At 71.4% G+C, this 19,321-nt stretch carries 16 protein-coding genes; 5 read left to right on the forward strand and 11 right to left on the reverse strand.

What is annotated here, in order from left to right; translation table 11 throughout:
• Positions 1 to 14: 14 nt before the first annotated feature.
• Together ACI2L3_RS18405 and ACI2L3_RS18410 are read right to left on the reverse strand one after the other, a co-directional pair.
• Positions 15 to 866: a hypothetical protein gene (locus ACI2L3_RS18405; RefSeq protein ID WP_404753392.1), complete on the reverse strand. Its 852-nt coding sequence runs from the start codon at positions 864 to 866 to the stop codon at positions 15 to 17.
• A 5-nt stretch (positions 867 to 871) separates the two neighbouring features.
• Complete coding sequence (locus ACI2L3_RS18410) at positions 872 to 1,513, reverse strand: papain-like cysteine protease family protein (protein WP_404753393.1); 642 nt, start codon at positions 1,511 to 1,513, stop codon at positions 872 to 874.
• A gap of 226 nt (positions 1,514 to 1,739) precedes the next feature.
• Between ACI2L3_RS18410 and ACI2L3_RS18415 the strand changes: the two genes are divergently transcribed.
• Entirely contained in the window at positions 1,740 to 2,747 is a 1,008-nt protein-coding gene (locus tag ACI2L3_RS18415; RefSeq protein WP_404753394.1) for a hypothetical protein, read from the forward strand.
• 13 nt (positions 2,748 to 2,760) lie between these two features.
• On the opposite strand, the gene ACI2L3_RS18420 is transcribed toward ACI2L3_RS18415, so the two are convergent.
• Entirely contained in the window at positions 2,761 to 3,186 is a 426-nt protein-coding gene (locus ACI2L3_RS18420) for a Rieske 2Fe-2S domain-containing protein (RefSeq protein WP_404753395.1), read from the reverse strand.
• Between the two features lie 176 nt (positions 3,187 to 3,362).
• On the opposite strand from ACI2L3_RS18420, the gene ACI2L3_RS18425 reads away from it, so the two are divergent.
• Entirely contained in the window at positions 3,363 to 4,292 is a 930-nt protein-coding gene (locus tag ACI2L3_RS18425; RefSeq protein WP_404753396.1) for a carbohydrate kinase, read from the forward strand.
• On the opposite strand, the gene ACI2L3_RS18430 is transcribed toward ACI2L3_RS18425, so the two are convergent.
• Both ACI2L3_RS18430 and uvrA read right to left on the reverse strand, forming a co-directional pair.
• On the reverse strand, positions 4,240 to 5,091 hold the full coding sequence (locus ACI2L3_RS18430) for a crotonase/enoyl-CoA hydratase family protein (protein WP_404753397.1): 852 nt from the start codon (positions 5,089 to 5,091) through the stop codon (positions 4,240 to 4,242). The genes ACI2L3_RS18425 and ACI2L3_RS18430 overlap by 53 nt on opposite strands.
• 151 nt (positions 5,092 to 5,242) lie before the next feature.
• Positions 5,243 to 8,320: an excinuclease ABC subunit UvrA gene (gene uvrA / locus ACI2L3_RS18435; protein ID WP_404753398.1), complete on the reverse strand. Its 3,078-nt coding sequence runs from the start codon at positions 8,318 to 8,320 to the stop codon at positions 5,243 to 5,245.
• Between the two features lie 229 nt (positions 8,321 to 8,549).
• Here uvrA and ACI2L3_RS18440 point away from each other — a divergent pair, with 229 nt between their 5' ends.
• The gene (locus tag ACI2L3_RS18440; RefSeq protein ID WP_404753399.1) at positions 8,550 to 9,233 is read left to right on the forward strand and encodes a maleylpyruvate isomerase family mycothiol-dependent enzyme; all 684 of its coding nucleotides are present in this window, start codon (positions 8,550 to 8,552) and stop codon (positions 9,231 to 9,233) included.
• 10 nt (positions 9,234 to 9,243) lie between these two features.
• Positions 9,244 to 9,900 carry an MBL fold metallo-hydrolase gene (locus ACI2L3_RS18445; RefSeq protein WP_404753400.1) on the forward strand — a complete coding sequence of 219 codons (657 nt, stop codon included), beginning with the start codon at positions 9,244 to 9,246 and terminating at the stop codon, positions 9,898 to 9,900.
• Positions 9,901 to 9,921: 21 nt separating this feature from the next.
• Here the strand turns inward: ACI2L3_RS18445 and aroQ are convergent, their stop codons facing one another.
• A complete protein-coding gene (gene aroQ / locus ACI2L3_RS18450) occupies positions 9,922 to 10,386 on the reverse strand; it encodes a type II 3-dehydroquinate dehydratase (RefSeq protein WP_404753401.1) in 465 nt (154 codons plus the stop codon).
• 153 nt (positions 10,387 to 10,539) lie between these two features.
• Between aroQ and ACI2L3_RS18455 the strand changes: the two genes are divergently transcribed.
• Positions 10,540 to 11,808, forward strand: coding sequence for an MFS transporter (locus tag ACI2L3_RS18455; RefSeq protein ID WP_404753683.1), 1,269 nt, complete (start codon positions 10,540 to 10,542; stop codon positions 11,806 to 11,808).
• Here ACI2L3_RS18455 and ACI2L3_RS18460 read toward each other — a convergent pair.
• The 5 genes from ACI2L3_RS18460 to uvrB form a co-directional block, all read right to left on the reverse strand.
• On the reverse strand, positions 11,798 to 12,898 hold the full coding sequence (locus tag ACI2L3_RS18460; RefSeq protein ID WP_404753402.1) for a calcium:proton antiporter: 1,101 nt from the start codon (positions 12,896 to 12,898) through the stop codon (positions 11,798 to 11,800). The two genes, ACI2L3_RS18455 and ACI2L3_RS18460, sit on opposite strands and share 11 nt — an antisense overlap.
• Positions 12,899 to 12,985: 87 nt before the next feature.
• Positions 12,986 to 13,984 (reverse strand): TerC family protein, encoded by a 999-nt coding sequence (locus ACI2L3_RS18465; protein WP_404753403.1) that lies wholly within the window; start codon positions 13,982 to 13,984, stop codon positions 12,986 to 12,988.
• Positions 13,985 to 14,234: 250 nt separating this feature from the next.
• Entirely contained in the window at positions 14,235 to 16,319 is a 2,085-nt protein-coding gene (locus tag ACI2L3_RS18470; RefSeq protein ID WP_404753404.1) for a TerD family protein, read from the reverse strand.
• 51 nt (positions 16,320 to 16,370) lie between these two features.
• On the reverse strand, positions 16,371 to 16,949 hold the full coding sequence (locus ACI2L3_RS18475; protein ID WP_398307474.1) for a TerD family protein: 579 nt from the start codon (positions 16,947 to 16,949) through the stop codon (positions 16,371 to 16,373).
• Positions 16,950 to 17,104: 155 nt separating this feature from the next.
• Complete coding sequence (gene uvrB, locus ACI2L3_RS18480; RefSeq protein ID WP_404753405.1) at positions 17,105 to 19,249, reverse strand: excinuclease ABC subunit UvrB; 2,145 nt, start codon at positions 19,247 to 19,249, stop codon at positions 17,105 to 17,107.
• Positions 19,250 to 19,321: the final 72 nt, after the last annotated feature.

A 19,321-nucleotide genomic window follows, 5' to 3' on the forward strand; every position in this document is an offset into this window, starting at 1 on the left:
GCCGCTCCTGAGGGTCAGCCCTCCTGCCGGGCGGCGCGGCGCCGGACGAGCGCCGCTCCGGAGAGGCCGAGGGCGAGCAGGGCGCCCGCGCCGGCTATCGAGGAGGTGACGGTAACCGGGCCGTCGTCCTGACCGGAGGCTTGCGCGGGGGCCTCGGCGGGGGCCTGCGCGGGCTTCCCCGTGTCGTAGCCGCCCGCCTTGCCCGACTTCTCGTACGCGGAGCCGGGCAGCTTGTCGCCGTACGCCCGCTGGACGCGCTCGCGGTAGGCGGCGACCGTGGTCCCCCCGGCGCCCACGGCACGCACCGCGTCCTTGTCGAGGGGCAGCACGCGCGCGTGGTCGCCGTCCCGGTCGTCCCTGACGTACCAGGCGTTGATCTGCGGTTCGTGGAAGACGGTGCCTCCGGGGGCCTTCTCCGCGCCCACGCGCGCGTAGTGGGTCTCCTCATCCCCGGTGGCGATGTTCACGACCTGCCATGAGCCGCCCCGCCGCACGGTCCAGAGGGACGCTTCCTGGCCGTCGGAGGAGACCGCCTTGCTGGCGAGGAACTCCATGCGGGCGATCGGCGCGTCCTTCTTGCCCGCGACGAAGTCAGCGGAGAGGTAGTACACGGGCACGGCCCGGCCCTCGACCCGCGGGGCGGCCGCGGCCTTGGTGACCGCCCCTTCCCGTGAGAAGAAGCGGGAGAGCGTGTCGAGGGTCTTCGGCGCCGCGGCAGCCCGGTGCGCCGCGTCGCGGGCCGCGGCGGAGGGGGCCGCCGGGTCGGGGCCGGCGGAGGCCTCGGGGGCCGCGAGGCCGAGGAGCAGGGTGGCGGCCGTGCCCGCGAGCGCGGCCCTGACCAGGTGGCGGGGAAGGTGACGGGTCATCGCTCTCACGCCCCGATCCGGTACAGCGAGTGGGTCCAGGAGAAGGTGTCGTTGTCGACGTACCAGGCGTGCGAGGCCCAGTTGTAGCGGTCGCTGGAGGGCCACGGGTCGCCCCAGTAGACCCAGCTGCTCGCGTCGTCGTAGCCGTAGATGACGTGCATGTGGCCGCCGCCGTTGGACCACTGGATGCGGGTCTCGACCGGGCGGTTCGCGTTGATCTCGGTCTGCACGGTCGCGTACCGCAGCCAGCCGGTGACGTACGAGCCGGGGTTGATGCCCGCCCAGCGCAGGCCGCTCTGCACGTTGCCGAGCGTGGCCTGGTTGTTGGGGCACTCGGTGTTCTGGCTGCGCCCGAAGGCGGCGTTGCAGAACTGGTTCTGGCTGTAGTTGCGGCCCATGAAGGTCGCGATGGTGTTGCCGCCCGCGGCCCAGCACCAGTTGGTCTTCTGCTGTGCCTGCATGGTGATGTTCAGCCGCTTGGCGGCGAGTACGGAGGGGTCGGCGGCGGTCGCGGCGGAGGTGACGGGGGCGGGGGCCGCCGCGGCCGTGGCCGTGGGGGCGGTCAGGAGCGCCGCGGCGACGACGGCGAGCGCGCAGAGACGTCTGCGTCTGCCTGTGCCGCTGCTCCTGCTGATCGATGGGCGCATCGCGTTCCTCCCGAGCGGGATGTGGGGTTGGAGGAGCGCGTCCGGACGCTGCGATTGAGCATCAAGTGTTGTCGGGTGCAGGTCAACACGCTTCAATGCGGAATTACTTGGGCCGTGAACGGCGGCGTACGGATGTGAACGGACGTCGTACGCCGACCTGGCGGGCCCGCTCCGACCGGCGCGAACGCCGGGCGGCTGAAGTGAACGTTCACAGATTGGGGCCCTCATGCGGCACGGCACCCGGTTCGCACAAGGCGCACCCACGGACGCGGCACGGACGGCGGCCGACGAGCCCGCGGAGCCGATGGAGGCGATGGAGCCGACCGAGCTGGCGGCCGCCCTGCGCACCGGCCCGTTCCACCTCGCGCTGCGCACCGCGATCGCCGTACGGCGGCTGCCCCTGCAGCGCATACGCCACCACCTGGTCCGGCACGGCGTCAACGTCGGCGTGACCAGTCTGAGTTACTGGCAGCAGGGCGCCCGGCGGCCGCAGCGCGCCGAGTCGCTGCGCGCCGTGCGCGCCCTGGAGGAGATCCTCCAGCTCCCGGAGGAGTCACTGATCCGGCTGCTGGTCCGGCCGGCCGAGCGCGCCGACCGCACCCGGCCCGCCGCCCGCTCGTACCGCTCCCTGGTGGAGGCCTCCGACGTGCTGCGCTCGCTCCTGGCCGAGCTCGGTTCGCCGGTCGACGGCGGGCTGCACACCATCGGCCACCACGAGCGGGTGCGGATCGGCGCGGACCGCGAGCTGGTCGGCCGCGAGTCGCAGCACATCGTGCGCGCCCACCGGGACGGCGTGGACCGCTATGTGGCCATTCACCACGGCGACCCCGGGTGCGCTCCCGACCTCGTGCGCGTGCGCGCCCTGGAGAACTGCCGCACGGGGCGCGTGCGGTGGCATCAGGAGACGGGGGTGCTGGTCGCCGAGCTGCTCTTCGACGCGCGGCTGCGCGCCGGCGACACGCATCTGTTCGGCTACGGCTTCGAGGACGGCACCGCGGGGACGGCCACCGAGTACCTGCGCGGCTTCACCTACGCGGGCGGCCAGTACGCGCTGCAGATCCGCTACGACGAGGCCGCGCTGCCCGTGCGCTGCCACCGCTTCACCCAGCACTCCGCCGCGGCCCCGCGCGGCGGCCGCCAGGAGCTGACGCTGAGCGGCAACCACCGCTCGGTGCACGTGGTCGAGCCGCAGGTGCGGGCGGGGATCCTGGGGATCGCCTGGGACTGGGAGTAGTGAGCCGGTCGCCCTAGGCCTTCTTCTCCGGGCCCGCGACGAGCTTGCCGTTCTCCACCTTCACCGGCAGTTCGACGAGCGGCTCGACGGCCGGTTCCTTCAGCACTTTGCCGTTCGTGGCGTCGAACTGGCTGCCGTGGCACTGGCAGATCAGCTTGTGCCCCTCCAGCTTCTTGATCGGGCAGCGCGCGTGGGTGCAGATCGTGCTGTACGCCTTGTACTCACCGTCGGAGATGCGGCTGACCACGACGTTCTGGTCCGTGTACAGCTTCGAGGCGCCCACCTTCACGTCGTCGGACTTCCCGAGGTCCACCGGCGCGGTGGGCGCCGACCGGTTCGAGCCCTCGCCGGACGAGCAGGCGGTCAGCCCGAGTCCGACGGCCGGGGCGAGAGCGGCGGCCCGCAGCACGGTGCGGCGGGCGGGGGGCGTGCCGGACATGGTGTCTCCACAGGTCAGGGGCGTCATCGGTGACGGATCAGACGATACCGGTGCACCGCGCCGCGACCGTGTCGGGCACGGGCCTGCCCGAGTGCCGCCCGCTTCCCTCCGCCTCCCCGCGCACCGCCTAGCCTGAGCGGACGAGACGCCCAGCCAGCGCCCGAGAGGAACCATCCGTGATTGTCGTCGCAGGAGAGGCCCTGATCGACCTCGTACCGCAGGGGACGGACAGCGGCGGGGCGGGGCTGCCCGCGCTCGCGCCGCGCCTCGGCGGCGGCCCGTACAACACCGCCGTGGCGCTCGGCCGGCTCGGCTCGCCCGTCGCCTTCTGCTCGCGCGTCTCGCGGGACGCGTTCGGCGAGGCGCTGCTCGACGGTCTGCGGGCGGCCGGTGTCGACGTCGCCGCCGACGGACTGCCCGTGCAGCGCGGCCCGGAACCGACGTCGCTCGCCGTCACCTCGATCGGCGCGGACGGCTCGGCCGGGTACTCCTTCTACGTCGAGGGCACGGCCGACCGGCTCTTCGAGGCGCCCGACCGGCTCCCCGACGGCGTACGGGCCATGTCGTTCGGCACCTGCTCACTCGTCCTGGAGCCGGGCGCGAGCGCGTACGAGGAGCTGCTGCGCCGGGCGGCGGCGCGCGGCGTCTTCACCGCCCTGGACCCCAACGTACGGGCCGGTCTGATCCCCGACGCGGACGCCTACCGGGCGCGGTTCAACAGCTGGCTGCCCTCGGTCGCGCTGCTCAAGCTGTCGCAGGAGGACGCCGACTGGCTCGGCGGCACCCCGCACGAGTGGCTGGCCTCGGGGCCCGCCGCCGTGGTCGTCACCCGTGGCGGGGACGGCCTGTCGCTGTACACGCGGGACGGTGCCGAGCTGCGCGTGCCGGGCGAGACGGTCGACGTGGTGGACACGATCGGCGCGGGCGACACCGTCAACGCGGCGCTGCTGCACGGGCTTTCGGTACGGGACGCGCTGTCGCCGCAGGCGCTGGCCGGTCTCGGCGCCGAGGCCTGGACCGACGTTCTGCGGTTCGCGGCGCGCGCGGCGGCCGTCACCTGCTCGCGGGCGGGGGCGGAGCCGCCGTACGCGGCGGAACTGGCCTGACGTCCGCCGTCGGGCCCGGTCTCGTGGAGTTCCCCCGCCGGTCGGTGAACACCCCGTGCCGTCCCGCGCCCGCGGCGAAGCGCGCCGCTCCCTCGGCGGCCCCGGCCAGGGAGTGCAGGCCGTGGCGCAACTCGCCCGCCATCGCCTCCCGTTCGGGCAGCCCGCTCTGCTCGAGCAGGGAGAGCCGGTCGCGCCGCAGGCAGGTCTGCGGGAACGCGGCGATCTCGGCGGCGAGGCGCTCGGCGGCGGTGCGCGCGGTGCCGACGGGGACGGTCCGGTTGACCAGACCCATGCCGAGCGCCTCCGCGGCGCCGACGGGGCGGCCGGTCAGGATGAGGTCCAGGGCGCGGCCCTCCCCGATCAGGCGGGGCAGCCGCACCGTCCCCCCGTCGATGAGCGGGACACCCCAGCGGCGGCAGAACACCCCGAGGACGGCGTCCTCCTCGGCGACGCGCAGGTCGCACCAGAGGGCGAGTTCGAGGCCTCCCGCGACGGCGTGACCGGAGATCGCCGCGATCACCGGCTTGGACAGGATCATCCGGGTGGGGCCCATGGGGCCGTCACCGTCCTCGGACACCTCGTTGCCGTCGGGGGTGCCGATGGCCTTGAGGTCCGCGCCGGCGCAGAACGTGCCGCCCTCGCCCCACAGCACGGCGACGGAGGCGTCCTCGTCGGCGTCGAAGGCGCGGAAGGCATCGGCGAGGGCGCGGGCGGTGGGGCCGTCGACGGCGTTCCGCGCGGCGGGGCGGGACAGCACGATGGTGGTGACGGGGCCTGCGCGTTCGCTGCGTACGGGCATGAGGCAAGCCGACCACGGGAATGCGGCGCCCGACAAGATGTGTTCGGGCCGCCGGTCGTCGCTGTGCGGGGATGCGGTGGCACGGCAGCGCCCCGCCCCCTGGTGGGGGCGGGGCGCTTCGGTCGGGGCGTGCCGGTCCCGGCGATTGCGGTCAGGCCTTGCGGGCCCGCGCCGTCTTCTTGGCGACCGTCTTCTTGGCGGCGGTCTTCTTGGCCGTGGCCGCCTTCTTCGGAGCGGCCGCCTTCTTCGCGGCGGTGTCCGTCTTGACCGTGGCCGTCTTCCTCGTGGCCGTGGCGCTCGCGGCCGCGGTCTTCTTGACGGCGGTCTTCTTGGCGGGGGCCTTCTTGCCGGCTCTGCGTCCCTGCGAGGGCATCGCGTCGCTGATCCGGTCCGCCGAGATGATGTCCCGCAGGAACTTGCCGGTGTGGCTGGCCGGGACTCCCGCGACCTCCTCGGGGGTGCCCTCGGCGACGACGAGACCGCCGCCGTTGCCCCCCTCGGGGCCCATGTCGACGACCCAGTCCGCGGTCTTGATCACGTCGAGGTTGTGCTCGATGACGATGACCGTGTTGCCCTTGTCGACCAGGCCCGAGAGGACCGTGATCAGCTTGCTGATGTCCTCGAAGTGCAGACCGGTGGTCGGCTCGTCGAGCACGTAGACGGTCCGTCCCGTCGAGCGCTTCTGGAGTTCGGAGGCCAGCTTCACGCGCTGGGCCTCGCCTCCGGAGAGCGTGGGAGCGGACTGCCCCAGCCTGACGTACCCGAGACCCACGTCGTTGAGCGTGCGCAGGTGGCGGGCGATGGCGGGCACGGCCTCGAAGAAGTCGAGCGCCTCCTCGATGGGCATGTCGAGGACCTCGGCGATGGACTTGCCCTTGTAGTGGACGTCCAGCGTCTCGCGGTTGTACCGCGCTCCGTGGCAGACCTCGCACGGGACGTACACGTCCGGCAGGAAGTTCATCTCGATCTTGATGGTGCCGTCACCGGAGCAGTTCTCGCAGCGGCCGCCCTTGACGTTGAAGGAGAAGCGCCCGGGGAGGTAGCCCCGCACCTTCGCCTCCATGGTCTCGGCGAAGAGCTTGCGGACGTGGTCGAAGACTCCGGTGTACGTCGCCGGGTTCGACCGCGGGGTGCGGCCGATCGGCGACTGGTCGACGTGGACGACCTTGTCGACGAGGTCGTCGCCCTCCACGCGCGTGTGGCGGCCGGGGACGGTCCTTGCGCCGTTCAGCTCGCGGGCGAGGTGGGTGTAGAGGATGTCGTTGACCAGCGTCGACTTGCCGGAGCCTGAGACGCCGGTGACCGCCGTGAGGACGCCGAGCGGGAAGGAGACGTCGATGTCCTGGAGGTTGTTCTCCCGAGCGCCGTGCACCGTCAGCTGCCGGGACGGGTCGGCCGGGCGGCGCACGTCCGGCACCGGGATGGCCTTCTTGCCCGACAGGTACTGGCCGGTGATCGACTTGTCGTTGGCGAGGAGCTCCTTCATGGAGCCGCTGTGCACGACCTTGCCGCCGTGCTCGCCCGCGCCGGGGCCGATGTCGACGACCCAGTCGGCGACCTTGATGGTGTCCTCGTCGTGCTCGACGACGATGAGCGTGTTGCCCATGTCGCGCAGGCGGACGAGGGTCTCGATCAGGCGGTGGTTGTCGCGCTGGTGGAGGCCGATGGACGGCTCGTCCAGTACGTAGAGGACACCCACCAGGCCGGAGCCGATCTGGGTGGCCAGGCGGATGCGCTGGGCCTCGCCTCCGGAGAGGGTGCCCGCGGCACGGTTCAGCGAGAGGTAGTCCAGGCCGACGTCGACCAGGAAGCGCAGCCGCTCGTTGACCTCCTTGAGGACCCGCTCGGCGATCTTCTTGTCGCGGGCGCCCAGCCTCAGCTCGGCGAGGAAGTCCGCGCAGTCGCTGATGGACATCGCGGAGACCTCGGCGATCGACTTCCCCATGACCGTGACGGCCAGGACGATCGGCTTGAGGCGGGTGCCCTCACAGGTGGGGCAGGGCACCTCGCGCATGTACCCCTCGAAGCGCTCGCGGCTGGCGTCGCTCTCGGCCTCGCTGTGCCGGCGCTTGACGAAGGGGACGGCGCCTTCGAAGGCGGTGGTGTAGACCCGCTCGCGGCCGTACCGGTTCCGGTAGCGGACCTCGATCTGCGTCTTGTGGCCGTAAAGGAGGGCCTTCTTGGCGCGCTGCGGGAGGCCCGCCCAGGGCATGTCGGTGGCGAAGCCGAGGGCGTCGGAGAGGGCGCCGACGAGCCGGCCGAAGTATTCCTTGGTGTGGCCGTGCGACCAGGGGTGGATGGCGCCCTCGTCGAGCGACTTGTCCTCGTCGGGGACGATCAGCTCGGGGTCGACCTCCATGCGCGTGCCGATGCCGGTGCAGTCCGGGCAGGCGCCGAAGGGCGAGTTGAAGGAGAAGGAGCGGGGCTCGAGCTCCTCGAAGGACAGGTCGTCGTACGGGCAGTAGAGGTGCTCCGAGTACATCCGCTCGCGCTCGGGGTCGTCCTCGGGGAGGTCGACGAAGTCGAGCACGACCATGCCGCCGGAGAGGCCGAGGGCCGTCTCGACGGAGTCGGTCAGGCGGCGCTTGGCGGAGTCCTTCACCGTGAGGCGGTCGACGACCACCTCGATGGTGTGCTTCTCCTGCTTCTTCAGCGTGGGCGGCTCGGAGAGCTGGATGGTCTGCCCGTCGACCCGCGCGCGGGAGTACCCCTTCGTCTGGAGGTCGGCGAAGAGGTCGACGAACTCGCCCTTGCGCTCGCGCACCAGCGGCGACAGGACCTGGAAGCGGCTGCCCTCGGGCAGCTCAAGGACCTTGTCGACGATGGCCTGCGGCGACTGGCGGGAGATGGGGCGGCCGCACTCGGGACAGTGCGGCTTGCCGATGCGCGCGAAGAGCAGGCGCAGGTAGTCGTAGACCTCGGTGATCGTGCCGACCGTCGAGCGCGGGTTGCGCGAGGTCGACTTCTGGTCGATGGAGACCGCCGGGGAGAGGCCCTCGATGAAGTCGACGTCGGGCTTGTCCATCTGGCCGAGGAACTGCCGGGCGTACGAGGAGAGCGACTCGACGTACCGCCGCTGGCCCTCGGCGAAGATCGTGTCGAACGCGAGCGAGGACTTGCCCGACCCGGAGAGTCCGGTGAAGACGATGAGGGAGTCACGCGGGAGGTCGAGCGAGACGTTCTTGAGATTGTGCTCGCGCGCGCCACGGACGATGAGACGGTCGGCCACGCCGGTCCGCACCTTTCTTGAGAGTGGTGACAGGGGCAGAACCCCGGTCGTTCACAGACTAGGGCGAGCCACTGACAACGCCGGGCTGCTTCCCTGGTTCCACGTACACAACAAACCCGGACCTTCAAGAATGCCCGATGCCTCTCCCGACCATATAGCACGCGCATTCGAATTCCGGTCGGCTTCGGAGCCCTTCACCCGAACGTGTGGCGCAGCTATCGTCGACCGCATGATTGATCATGTGCGCGACCTGGCGTCTGTACGTGACGCGACCGAACGGCTGCTCAGCGCAGCCGCGAAATTGAACGACGATTCGACCGCCGAGCCGTCGCGGCTCCCCGACTGGACCCGCGGTCACGTCCTGGCCCACCTCGCACGGAACGCGGACGCCCTGGTGAACGTGCTGGCCGGCCGCCCGATGTACGTCAGCGCGGAGGCGCGGGACGCGGACATCGCGCGCGACGCCCCGCGGCCGCTGAGCACCCAGCTCGACGACGTACGGGAGAGCGCGGGCCGCTTCGAGGCGCAGGCCGCCGTCCCCGCCGACTGGTCGCGCACGATCACGATGCGCAACGGAGTCACCGACTCCGCGTCGCGGGTGCCGTTCCGGCGGTGGGTGGAGGTCGAGCTGCACCACGTCGACCTCGGCATCGGCTACGAGCTGGAGGACCTGCCGGAGGAATTCGTGCAGCGGGAGATCACATTCCTGACGGCTCGTTTCTCGGGGAACCCCGACGTCCCGCCCACCTGGATCACGAACGGCACGCACACCTGGAGCACGGGCCGCCGGGGCGACCCCGAAGTCACCGTCTCCGGGTCCGCGCCCGACCTGGTCGGCTGGCTCGCCGGCCGCCGCGACGGCTCCGCACTGACGGCCGAAGGCGGCCTCCTGCCCGCCCTGCCCCCGCTATAGGCTGACGCACATGACGTACAGCGGAGCGGTGAAGGTCGGCGGGCCCGCGGATGTGCACGAGCTGCCGGACCTGATGATTTCGAAGGTCGCGGTCGGGCCGATGGACAACAACGCCTACCTGCTGCGCTGCCGGGCCACCGGCGAGCAGCTGCTGATCGACGCGGCGAACGACGCCGAGACACTGCTGACGCTGATCGGTGACGACGGCATCGCGTCCGTCGTCACCACGCATCAGCACGGCGACCACTGGCAGGCCCTCGCCGCCGTCGTCGCGGCGACCCGCGCGCGGACGTACGCGGGCCGCGAGGACGCCGCGGGCATCCCCGTCCCGACCGACGTCCTGGTCGACGACGGCGACACGGTCACGGTCGGCCGCGTCACGCTGACCGCGCGCCACCTGGTGGGCCACACCCCGGGCTCGATCGCCCTCGTCTACGACGACCCGCACGGCCACGCGCACGTGTTCACCGGCGACTGCCTCTTCCCGGGCGGCGTCGGCAACACGTGGAAGGACCCGAAGGCCTTCGCGAGCCTCATCGACGACGTCGAGACGAAGATCTTCGGGACGCTCTCGGACGAGACGTGGGTCTATCCCGGCCACGGCGGCGACACGACGCTCGGCGCCGAGCGGCCGCACCTCGCCGAGTGGCGCGCGCGGGGCTGGTGAACCGAGGGGTGCGCGTACGCGTCAGGCGCGGGCGGCGACCAGCGCCGCCACCCGCTCCACCGCGAACGCGTACCCCTGCACACCGCACCCCGCGATGACACCGTCGGCGCGCTGCGAGACGTAGCTGTGGTGCCGGAACACCTCGCGCTGGTGGACGTTGGAGATGTGCACCTCCACCACCGGCAACGTGTCACAGGTGTTGAGCGCGTCCAGGATCGCGATGGACGTGTGGGAGTAGGCCGCGGGGTTGATGACGATGCCCACGTGGTGCTCGCGCGCCTCCTGGATCCAGTCGACCAACTCGCCCTCGTGGTTGCTCTGTCGCAGATCCACGGTCCCGCCGTGCGCGGCCGCCGTCTTGGCACACAGCGCCTCGACGTCGGCGAGGGTGTCCGTGCCGTAGATCTCGGGCTGGCGGAGGCCCAGGAGGTTCAGGTTCGGGCCGTTCAGGATCATGATCGGGGCGGTGGCGAGGCTGCGCGTCATGAGGGAGGTCTATCACGCCTCCCGCGCGCGGAAGCAGCCCCCTCGTGGAGGCACTCTCCGTAGCGTCCCCGCCCAAGACGAGGCAGTCGCCATGCGTTACCAGTAGTCACTGTGGGTAGTTGACGCATCATGCACCGAACCGCTCCACCGTCACTGCCCCGGCTCGCCGCCGCCTCGCTCGCCGGGACCGCCATCGAGTTCTACGACTTCTTCATCTACGGGACGGCCGCCGCCCTGGTCCTGGGGCCGCTGTTCTTCCCGACCTTCTCCCCGCTCGCCGGCACGCTCGCCGCCTTCGCCACCTTCGGGGTGGGGTTCGTCGCGCGCCCCCTCGGGTCGGTTCTCTTCGGGCACATCGGCGACCGGCACGGCCGCCGTCCGGTGCTCATCGTGTCGCTGCTGCTCACCGGAGTCGCCACGGTCGCCGTCGGCTGCGTACCCACGTACGAGTCGATCGGGGCCGCCGCTCCCCTGCTGCTCCTCGTGCTGCGGTTCGTGCAAGGGCTCGGGCTCGGCGGCGAGTGGGGCGGGGCCGTGCTGCTGACCGCGGAGCACGCGCCGCCCGAGCGGCGCGGCCTGTGGGCGAGCTTCCCGCAGGTCGGCCCGGCGGTCGGGTTCCTGCTGGCCAACGGCGTCATGCTCGCGCTGTCGGCGACGCTCACCGACGCGCAGTTCGCGGCCTGGGGGTGGCGCGTGCCGTTCTGGGCGGCGGGGCTGCTCGTGGCGGCGGGACTCGCGCTGCGCTCCTCGCTCGCGGAGAGCCCGGACTTCCTGCGCCTGCGCGAGCACGCGCGCGTGCCGCTCGCCGAAGTGGTGCGCGGACACTGGCGGCTGCTGCTCCTGACGGCGGGCGCGCTCGCCGTCGGGTACGCGGTCTTCTACGCCGTCACGACCTGGTCCCTCTCGTACGGCGTGGAGCGGCTGGGCGTCAGCCGTACGGTCATGCTGGCCTGCATCATGGCGGCGGTCCTCGTGAAGGGCGCCCTGACGCCGGTGGTCGCGATGCTCGGCGACCGGTACGGGCGGCGGCCGCTGTGCCTGCTCGGGTGCGCCGCGTCGGCCCTGTGGATGTTCCCGATGGTTGCGCTGCTCTCGACCGGGGAGCCGCTGCTGATGTTCACCGGGTTCCTGGTGGCGATGCTCGCCTTCCTCGCGATGTTCGCGGTGATCGGCGCGTATCTGCCGGAGCTGTACGAGCCGCGGGTGCGCTGCACGGGCGCCGCGGTCGGCTACAACCTCGCCGGGGTGCTCGGCGGCGCGCTCACCCCGATCGTGGCGACCGCGGCGGCGCAGGGGGACGGGAAGCCGTGGGGTGTGGCCGCGTATCTGACGGGCATCGCGCTGCTCAGTCTCGGCTGTTTCGCGCTGCTCCCGGAGACCCGGCCGGTCGTGAAGGCCGAGCCGGCGACCGCTACGGGGTGACCGCGAGCTCCAGGAACGCCGCGAACAGTACGAGATGGACGCCGCCCTGCAGTGGCGTGGCGCGGCCCGGCACGACCGTGAGCGTGCCGACGATCACGGTGAGCGCGAGCAGCACCATGTGGGTCGAGCTCAGCCCAAGCACGAGCGGACCCGACAGCCACACGGAGGCGACGGCCACGGCCGGGATGGTCAGCCCGATGCTGGCCATGGCCGAGCCGAGGGCAAGGTTGAGGCTGGTCTGGACGCGGTCGCGGCGGGTGGCGCGCACGGCCGCGATGGTCTCCGGAAGCAGCACGAGCAGCGCGATGATCACGCCGACGACGGCGTGCGGCATACCGGCGCTCTCCACGGCGGACTCGATCGTCGGCGAGACGCCCTTGGCCAGGCCGACCACGCCGATCAGCGCCAGCGCGAGCAGCACCAGGCTCAGCAGCGCCGCCCGCGAGGAGGGGCCTTTGCCGTGGCCGTCGCTGTCGATGACCTCGCCCTGCTCGGTGAGGGGCAGGAAGTACTCGCGGTGCCGCACGGTCTGGGTGGTGACGAAGATGCCGTAGAGGACGAGCGAGGCGATCGCGGCGAAGGTGAGCTGGGCCGTGGAGAACTCCGGGCCCTGCTTGGTGGTGGTGAACGTCGGCAGGACCAGGCAGAGCGTGGCCAGGGTGGCGACGGTCGCGAGGGCGGCGCCGGTGCCCTCGGGGTTGAAGACGGCGGTGCGGTGGCGCAGCGCGCCGACCAGGAGGCAGAGCCCGACGATGCCGTTGCAGGTGATCATCACGGCGGCGAAGACGGTGTCGCGGGCGAGTGTGGAGCTTTTGTCGCCGCCGTCGGCCATGAGGGTGACGATGAGCGCCACCTCGATGATCGTCACCGCGACTGCGAGGACGAGGGAGCCGAAGGGTTCGCCGACGCGGTGCGCGATCACCTCGGCGTGGTGGACGGCGGCGAGCACCGCCCCGGCGAGGACCAGCGTCACCACGGCGACGAGGACGCCGGGCAGGTCCCGCCCCCAGGTGAGGGCGAGGAGAACGATCGCGAGGACCGGCACCACGGCCGTCCACTGCATGCCGAGCGCCCGGAGCCGAGTGACCATGACTCGATGCTGCCCCGGGCGCCTGGGTGCCGCTACTCGGTGCCTCCCGCCCGGTGCCGGGCGGGAGGACCGACCATCAGACCTTGATCAGGCCTCGATGCTGTCCTTCCGGGCGTCGTCCGCGGACTCGGCCGCCGCCTGCCGCTCCTGCTTCTTGGAGGCGATGAGGCTGGTGATCGTCGTGATCACCAGGACGCCGCAGATGACGCCGAGCGAGACCGGGATGGAGATCTCGGGGACATGCACGCCGTTCTCGTGCAGGGCGTGCAGGACGAGCTTCACGCCGATGAAGCCGAGGATCACCGACAGGCCGTAGCTGAGGTGGACCAGCTTCCTGAGCAGGCCGCCGATCAGGAAGTACAGCTGCCGCAGACCCATCAGCGCGAAGGCGTTGGCCGTGAAGACGATGTACGGGTCCTGGGTGAGGCCGAAGATCGCGGGGATGGAGTCCATCGCGAAGAGCACGTCGGTGGTGCCGATGGCGAGCATGACGACCATGAGGGGCGTCATGATCTTCTTGCCGTTCTTCTTGATGAACAGCTTCGTGCCCTCGTACCGGTCCGAGACGCCGAACTTCTTCTCGATGGACTTCAGGAGGCGGTTCTCCTCCCAGTCCTCTTCCTCGTCGTCGGCACGCGCCTCCTGGATGAGCTTCCAGGCGGTGTAGATCAGGAACGCGCCGAAGATGTAGAAGACCCACGAGAAGTTGGCGATGACCGCGGCGCCGGCGGCGATGAAGATCGCTCGCAGGACCAGCGCTATCAGCACACCGAACAGCAGCACGCGCTGCTGGAGATGGCTCGGCACCGAGAACTTCGCCATGATCAGGATGAAGACGAAGAGGTTGTCGACGGAGAGCGACTTCTCGGTGATGAAGCCCGCGAAGAACTCGCCGGACGCCTGGCTCTCGCCCGCGATCAGCAGGCCGAGGCCGAAGAGCGCCGCGAGGACGATCCAGACGACCGTCCAGATTCCGGCTTCCTTGATCGACACGTCATGGGGCTTGCGCCCGATGAAGAAGTCGACCGCGATGAGGGCACACAGACCGAGAACGGTCGTCACCCACATGGTCATTGAAACGTCCACTGCGCCTCCGGCTTCGTACGGCTACTGATCAGCGTCGTCGCTGCCGGAGGTCTCTTCCACCCGAGGCGTCATCGCCATGGATCGGGCCGACGCCCCGGGACCGATGGCGGTCCGTATTGACGGGTACGTCGCAGCCGGGAGTACTCCCCTCCGCTGGTAGAAGAGTACGCGAAACACCAAGGGTTGGTAAAGGAGATGGCAAACAGGAACCAAAATGCCTGGTCAGTGGGGCACAAAAGTCGCTTTGCCGTCAACGCCCACCGTTGCGACGGGCCGTGGCGACCTGCTCGAGGAGCCGCCGCAGGATCTGGCTGCCGTGCGGGACGAGCGGCGGGTCGTACGTCCACGCGTGACCGACCCACGGGTCGGCGAGGTGGTCGTCCGGCACCGGCGTCAGCCGCAGCAGCGCACGCCACAGGGGGTCGAGCAGCGGGCCGTACTCGGCGGCGTCCTCCCGGTCGGCGACCATCATGAGGTGCACGCCGACGGCCGGACCCTCGTCCGCGAGGTAGCGCAGCCGGGTCACGGCACGGTCGTCGAAACCGTGCGGGAAGTCGTTGACGATCAGGAGCTGCTCGGCGGTGTCCACGTCCGGGGGCAGCGCGTCGGCGGCGCCGCCGCGGACCGCCATCTGCACCAGGTCGACGCGCTGGGTGAGCCGCGCGAGGACCTCGGAGACGCCCGCCGCCCCGGCCGCCGGGGGCCCGGCGAGCACACCGGCCGTCACGAGCGGCGCGAACGCGGACGCGGCGGCGCCCGCCGCGTCGATGACGTGCACCTGGAACTCGTTCGCCGGATAGGCCGCGAGCAGCCGGGCCGCGTGCGCGACCGCGGTGTCGACGGCCAGCCGCCGCAGCTGGGCGGAGTCGGTGGCGTGGTTGGTGAGGGCCTTGCCGCTGTCGATCCACATGCCCCGCTCCAGGGGCAGCCGGACGAGCAGCGGGATGCGCAGGTCGACGCGCTCGGGCAGGTGCAGATCGCCGAGGCGCAGCGCCATCGGGATCTCCATGGGGGCGCGGTAGGCGTGCCAGACGGGGCTGCTCCACGCCGCGTACGCCGGGGGCAGGGCGGGCTCGACGACGTCGGCCTCGGCCGCGAGCTGGGCGAGGTCGCGGTCGAGGGCGGCCCTGGCCTGGCCGACGAGGTCGGCGTGCCTGGCGCGGGCGGTCTCCCGGGCGGCGTCACCGATGCCGCCCGGGCCGCCGATGCGGCTGCGCGGATCGGAGAGGACCTTGTCGAGCTCCTGCTCCATGCGGGAGTCGGCGAAGTCGACGGCGCTGCGGTACGCCGCGGTGGTGCGGGCCAGGTCCTCGAACATGCCCCACACCTGGTTGTAGAGCCGCTCCTCCAGGGACCAGCCGGTGGCGTCACCGGCGACGGGCTGAGCGGGCTGCCCGGCCTGCGCCGCCGGCACGGCGGGCGGCGGCGACGGAGGCGCGGGGGGCGGCCGCCCCCCCCGGGGGGGGGGGGGGGGGGGGGGGGGCCCCCCGGGGGGGGGGGGGGGGGGGGGGGGGGGGGGGGGGGGCTGTCCCTGCGCGGGGGCGGGCCGGTCCTGGGACGCGGGGGTCCGGCCCTGGGACCCGGGGTCCGGGGCGGCTTGGCCCTGCAACCCGGAACCCCCGTCCGTGGCGGCCCGGCCCTGGGACCCGGAAACCCCGTCCGAGGCGGCTTGGGCTTGGCCCTGAACCCCGGAGGCCGCGTCCGTGGCGGCCCGGCCCTGGGCCCCTGTACGCACCCGGGTGTCATCGGTGGGCCGCGGCGGAGGCACCGCCACCGAGCGGGCCAGGCCGCTCGCCACGGCGGCGTCGATCGACGCCGCCAGTTCGCGGGCCTGGGGCAGGCCCTGGTCGGTGAGCATCTCGGCGAGGCCCCCCGCGTACCCCTGGCCGACGGCGCGGACCTTCCAGGCGCCCTGGCGTCGGTAGAGCTCCAGGGCGACGACGGCGGACTCGGCGTCCAGGTCGGTGATGGTGTAGCTGGCGATCTCCGTGCCGTCGAGCGCGGTGACCGCCACGAAGGGGGCCGCGAGAGCGCGGAAGCTGCCCGGGGACCCGGCGCCGACGGGCAGCGCCAGCAGGACGCTGACCCGGTGGACGGTGTCCGGCAGGGCGTCGAGGTCCACGGCGAGGCGGTGGTCGGCCGCCGCCTGCTTGGACACCTCCAGGCCCGGCAGGGTGGGCGAGCCCGGGTGGGCCACCCACTCCACGCCGCGGACCCTGCCCTGCTCGTCGCCGAGCGTGGCGCCCGCCACGACCGGCCGGCCGGCCGATACTCGGATCTCCAGGCGGGACCCGGGAAGCGGGTGGTTCTGCCCCCGCACCAGCTCGGCCGTCATCGCGTTCGTTCCCCCTCGTACGTACGGATGGTGCTCACATACGGATGGCGCTTACAGATGCGGCAGGATCGACGGCATCAGGTCCTGGAAGGTGCGGCCGTTGGCGGGGTTGCCGATGGCCGTCATCTGCCAGCCCGCGCCCGCGCGGTGGACCTTCGCCATGATCTGCGCGGTGTACTGGCCGCCGCCGTCGAGGGTGTAGCGGGCGAGCTCCTGGCCGTTGGTCTCGTCGACCAGACGGCAGAACGCGTTCTGCACCTCCTGGAAGGTCTGGCCGGTGAAGGAGTTCACCGTGAAGACGATCTGGTCGATGTGGACGGGGACCCGCTGGAGGTCGACGAGGATCGCCTCGTCGTCCCCGCCCTGGCCGACGCCGCCCACGAGGTTGTCGCCGGTGTGCCGCACCGAGCCGTCGTCGCTGACGAGGTGGCGGAAGAACACGACGTCCACCGGCTGCTTGTCCGCGAACAGCACCGCCGAGGCGTCCAGGTCGACCTCACGGGTGCGCGAGCCGAACAGGCCGCGGCGCGGGGCCGCCTGCCACCCGAGCCCCATGCGCACCGCGGACAGGGCGCCCCCGTCGTCCTTCTGCAGGCTGATGGCCTGACCCTTGGTCATGTTGACCGTCACGCGCTGTCCCCTCTCGAACTGCCTGGGCAACCGCCGCTTGCGGTTGCCCAGCACCCTATGCAGTGCGACCTGCGGAGCAGCACGGCGGGCCGCACTTTGTGGCGGTCTTGCAACAGACCGGCCAGTACGGCGTCCCGCGTCCCCCGTGCGGGTCTCTAGGCCTGTCCCGCCTCCTTCATCTGACGCAGTTCCTTCTTCATCTCGGACACCTCGTCGCGCAGCCGGGCGGCGATCTCGAACTGCAGGTCGGCGGCGGCCGCGCGCATGCGCTGGGTCATCTCCTCGATCTGCTCGGCCAGTTCGGCCGCGGGGCGGTTGGTCGGGACCGTCTCCGCGCCCTTCTTGCCCTTGGCCTTCGCCTTGGCGGGTGCGGCCGCCTCGCCGCCGAGCGAGGGCACCGGGGCCTTGGCGCCCTTGCCTGCCTTCGGCTTGCGGTAGTCGGAGCCGAGGAGCTGTTCGGTGTCGACCTCCTCGCGCGCGATCGCCGACACGATGTCGTTGATCTTCTTGCGGAGGGGCTGCGGGTCGATGCCCCTCTCCGTGTTGTACGCGATCTGCTTCTCCCGGCGACGGTTGGTCTCGTCGATGGCCTTCTCCATGGCCGGGGTGATCTTGTCGGCGTACATGTGGACCTGGCCGGAGACGTTGCGCGCGGCGCGGCCGATGGTCTGGATCAGGGAGGTCCCGGAGCGCAGGAAGCCCTCCTTGTCGGCGTCGAGGATCGCCACCAGGGAGACCTCGGGCAGGTCGAGGCCCTCACGGAGGAGGTTGATGCCGACCAGGACGTCGTACTCACCGGCGCGCAGCTCGCGCAGGAGCTCGACGCGGCGCAGCGTGTCGACGTCGCTGTGGAGGTAGCGGACCTGGATGCCCAGCTCCAGGAAGTAGTCGGTGAGGTCCTCGGCCATCTTCTTGGTGAGCGTGGTGACCAGGACGCGCTCGTCCTTCTCGGTGCGCAGCCGGATCTCGTGCACCAGGTCGTCGATCTGGCCCTCGGTGGGCTTGACGACGACCTCGGGGTCGACGAGGCCGGTGGGGCGGATGATCTGCTCGACGAAGCCGTCGCCGCGCGAGAGCTCGTACTTCCCCGGGGTGGCCGAGAGGTAGACCGTCTGGCCGATGCGGCCGAGGAACTCCTCCCACTTCAGCGGCCGGTTGTCGAGTGCGGAGGGCAGCCGGAAGCCGTGGTCGACGAGGGTGCGCTTGCGGGAGGCGTCGCCCTCGTACATCGCGCCGATCTGCGGGACCGTGACGTGCGACTCGTCCAGGACGAGGAGGAAGTCGTCCGGGAAGTAGTCGAGGAGGGTGTTGGGGGCGGTGCCGGGGGCGCGGTCGTCGAAGTGCATCGAGTAGTTCTCGACACCGGAGCAGGAGCCGATCTGGCGGAGCATCTCCAGGTCGTACGTGGTGCGCATGCGCAGGCGCTGGGCCTCCAGCATCTTGCCCTGCTTCTCCAGCTCGGCGAGGCGCTCGGTGAGCTCCTTCTCGATGCCGTTGACCGCCTTCTCCAGGCGCTCGGGTCCCGCTACGTAGTGGGATGCCGGGAAGACGTACAGGTGTTCGTCGTCGCTGATGACCTCGCCGGTGAGCGGGTGCAGGGTGGAGAGCGCCTCGATCTCGTCGCCGAACATCTCGATGCGGACGGCCAGCTCTTCGTAGACCGGGAAGATCTCGATGGTGTCGCCGCGGACGCGGAAGGTGCCGCGGGTGAACGCCAGGTCGTTGCGCGTGTACTGGATGTCGACGAAGCGGCGCAGGAGCTGGTCGCGGTCGATCTCGTCGCCGACCTTGAGCGGGACCATGCGGTCCACGTACTCCTGCGGTGTGCCGAGGCCGTAGATGCAGGAGACGGAGGCGACCACGACGACGTCGCGGCGGGTGAGGAGCGAGTTCGTCGCGGAGTGGCGCAGGCGCTCGACCTCCTCGTTGATCGAGGAGTCCTTTTCGATGTAGGTGTCCGACTGCGGGACGTACGCCTCGGGCTGGTAGTAGTCGTAGTACGAGACGAAGTACTCCACCGCGTTGTTCGGCAGCAGCTCGCGGAACTCGTTCGCCAGCTGGGCGGCCAGCGTCTTGTTCGGCGCCATGACGAGGGTGGGGCGCTGGAGCTTCTCGATCATCCACGCGGTGGTGGCCGACTTGCCGGTGCCGGTCGCGCCGAGGAGGACGACATCCTTCTCACCTGCGCGAATGCGTCGTTCCAGCTCGGCGATGGCCGCCGGCTGGTCACCGCTGGGCTGGTACGGACTGACGACCTCGAAAGGTGCCACCGTGCGTTCGATCTTGGATACGGGCCGCATGGAATCAACCGTACGACCCAGCACTGACAACCGGGGCGGATCAGCCGCCCGGCGGCGGCCGGGGTCACCGGT

This window comes from Streptomyces sp. NPDC029674 (genome assembly GCF_044903205.1).
Lineage (GTDB): Bacteria > Actinomycetota > Actinomycetes > Streptomycetales > Streptomycetaceae > Streptomyces.

Excerpts from the sequence above, each read along its gene's own strand:
- ACI2L3_RS18405 (WP_404753392.1), bottom strand. The coding sequence starts at position 866 with ATGACCCGTCACCTTCCCCGCCACCTGGTCAGGGCCGCGCTCGCGGGC.
- ACI2L3_RS18410 (WP_404753393.1), bottom strand. The coding sequence starts at position 1,513 with ATGCGCCCATCGATCAGCAGGAGCAGCGGCACAGGCAGACGCAGACGT.
- ACI2L3_RS18415 (WP_404753394.1), top strand. The coding sequence starts at position 1,740 with ATGCGGCACGGCACCCGGTTCGCACAAGGCGCACCCACGGACGCGGCA.
- ACI2L3_RS18420 (WP_404753395.1), bottom strand. The coding sequence starts at position 3,186 with ATGTCCGGCACGCCCCCCGCCCGCCGCACCGTGCTGCGGGCCGCCGCT.
- ACI2L3_RS18430 (WP_404753397.1), bottom strand. The coding sequence starts at position 5,091 with ATGCCCGTACGCAGCGAACGCGCAGGCCCCGTCACCACCATCGTGCTG.
- ACI2L3_RS18440 (WP_404753399.1), top strand. The coding sequence starts at position 8,550 with ATGATTGATCATGTGCGCGACCTGGCGTCTGTACGTGACGCGACCGAA.
- ACI2L3_RS18445 (WP_404753400.1), top strand. The coding sequence starts at position 9,244 with ATGACGTACAGCGGAGCGGTGAAGGTCGGCGGGCCCGCGGATGTGCAC.
- aroQ (WP_404753401.1), bottom strand. The coding sequence starts at position 10,386 with ATGACGCGCAGCCTCGCCACCGCCCCGATCATGATCCTGAACGGCCCG.
- ACI2L3_RS18460 (WP_404753402.1), bottom strand. The coding sequence starts at position 12,898 with ATGGTCACTCGGCTCCGGGCGCTCGGCATGCAGTGGACGGCCGTGGTG.
- ACI2L3_RS18470 (WP_404753404.1), bottom strand. The coding sequence starts at position 16,319 with ATGACGGCCGAGCTGGTGCGGGGGCAGAACCACCCGCTTCCCGGGTCC.
- uvrB (WP_404753405.1), bottom strand. The coding sequence starts at position 19,249 with ATGCGGCCCGTATCCAAGATCGAACGCACGGTGGCACCTTTCGAGGTC.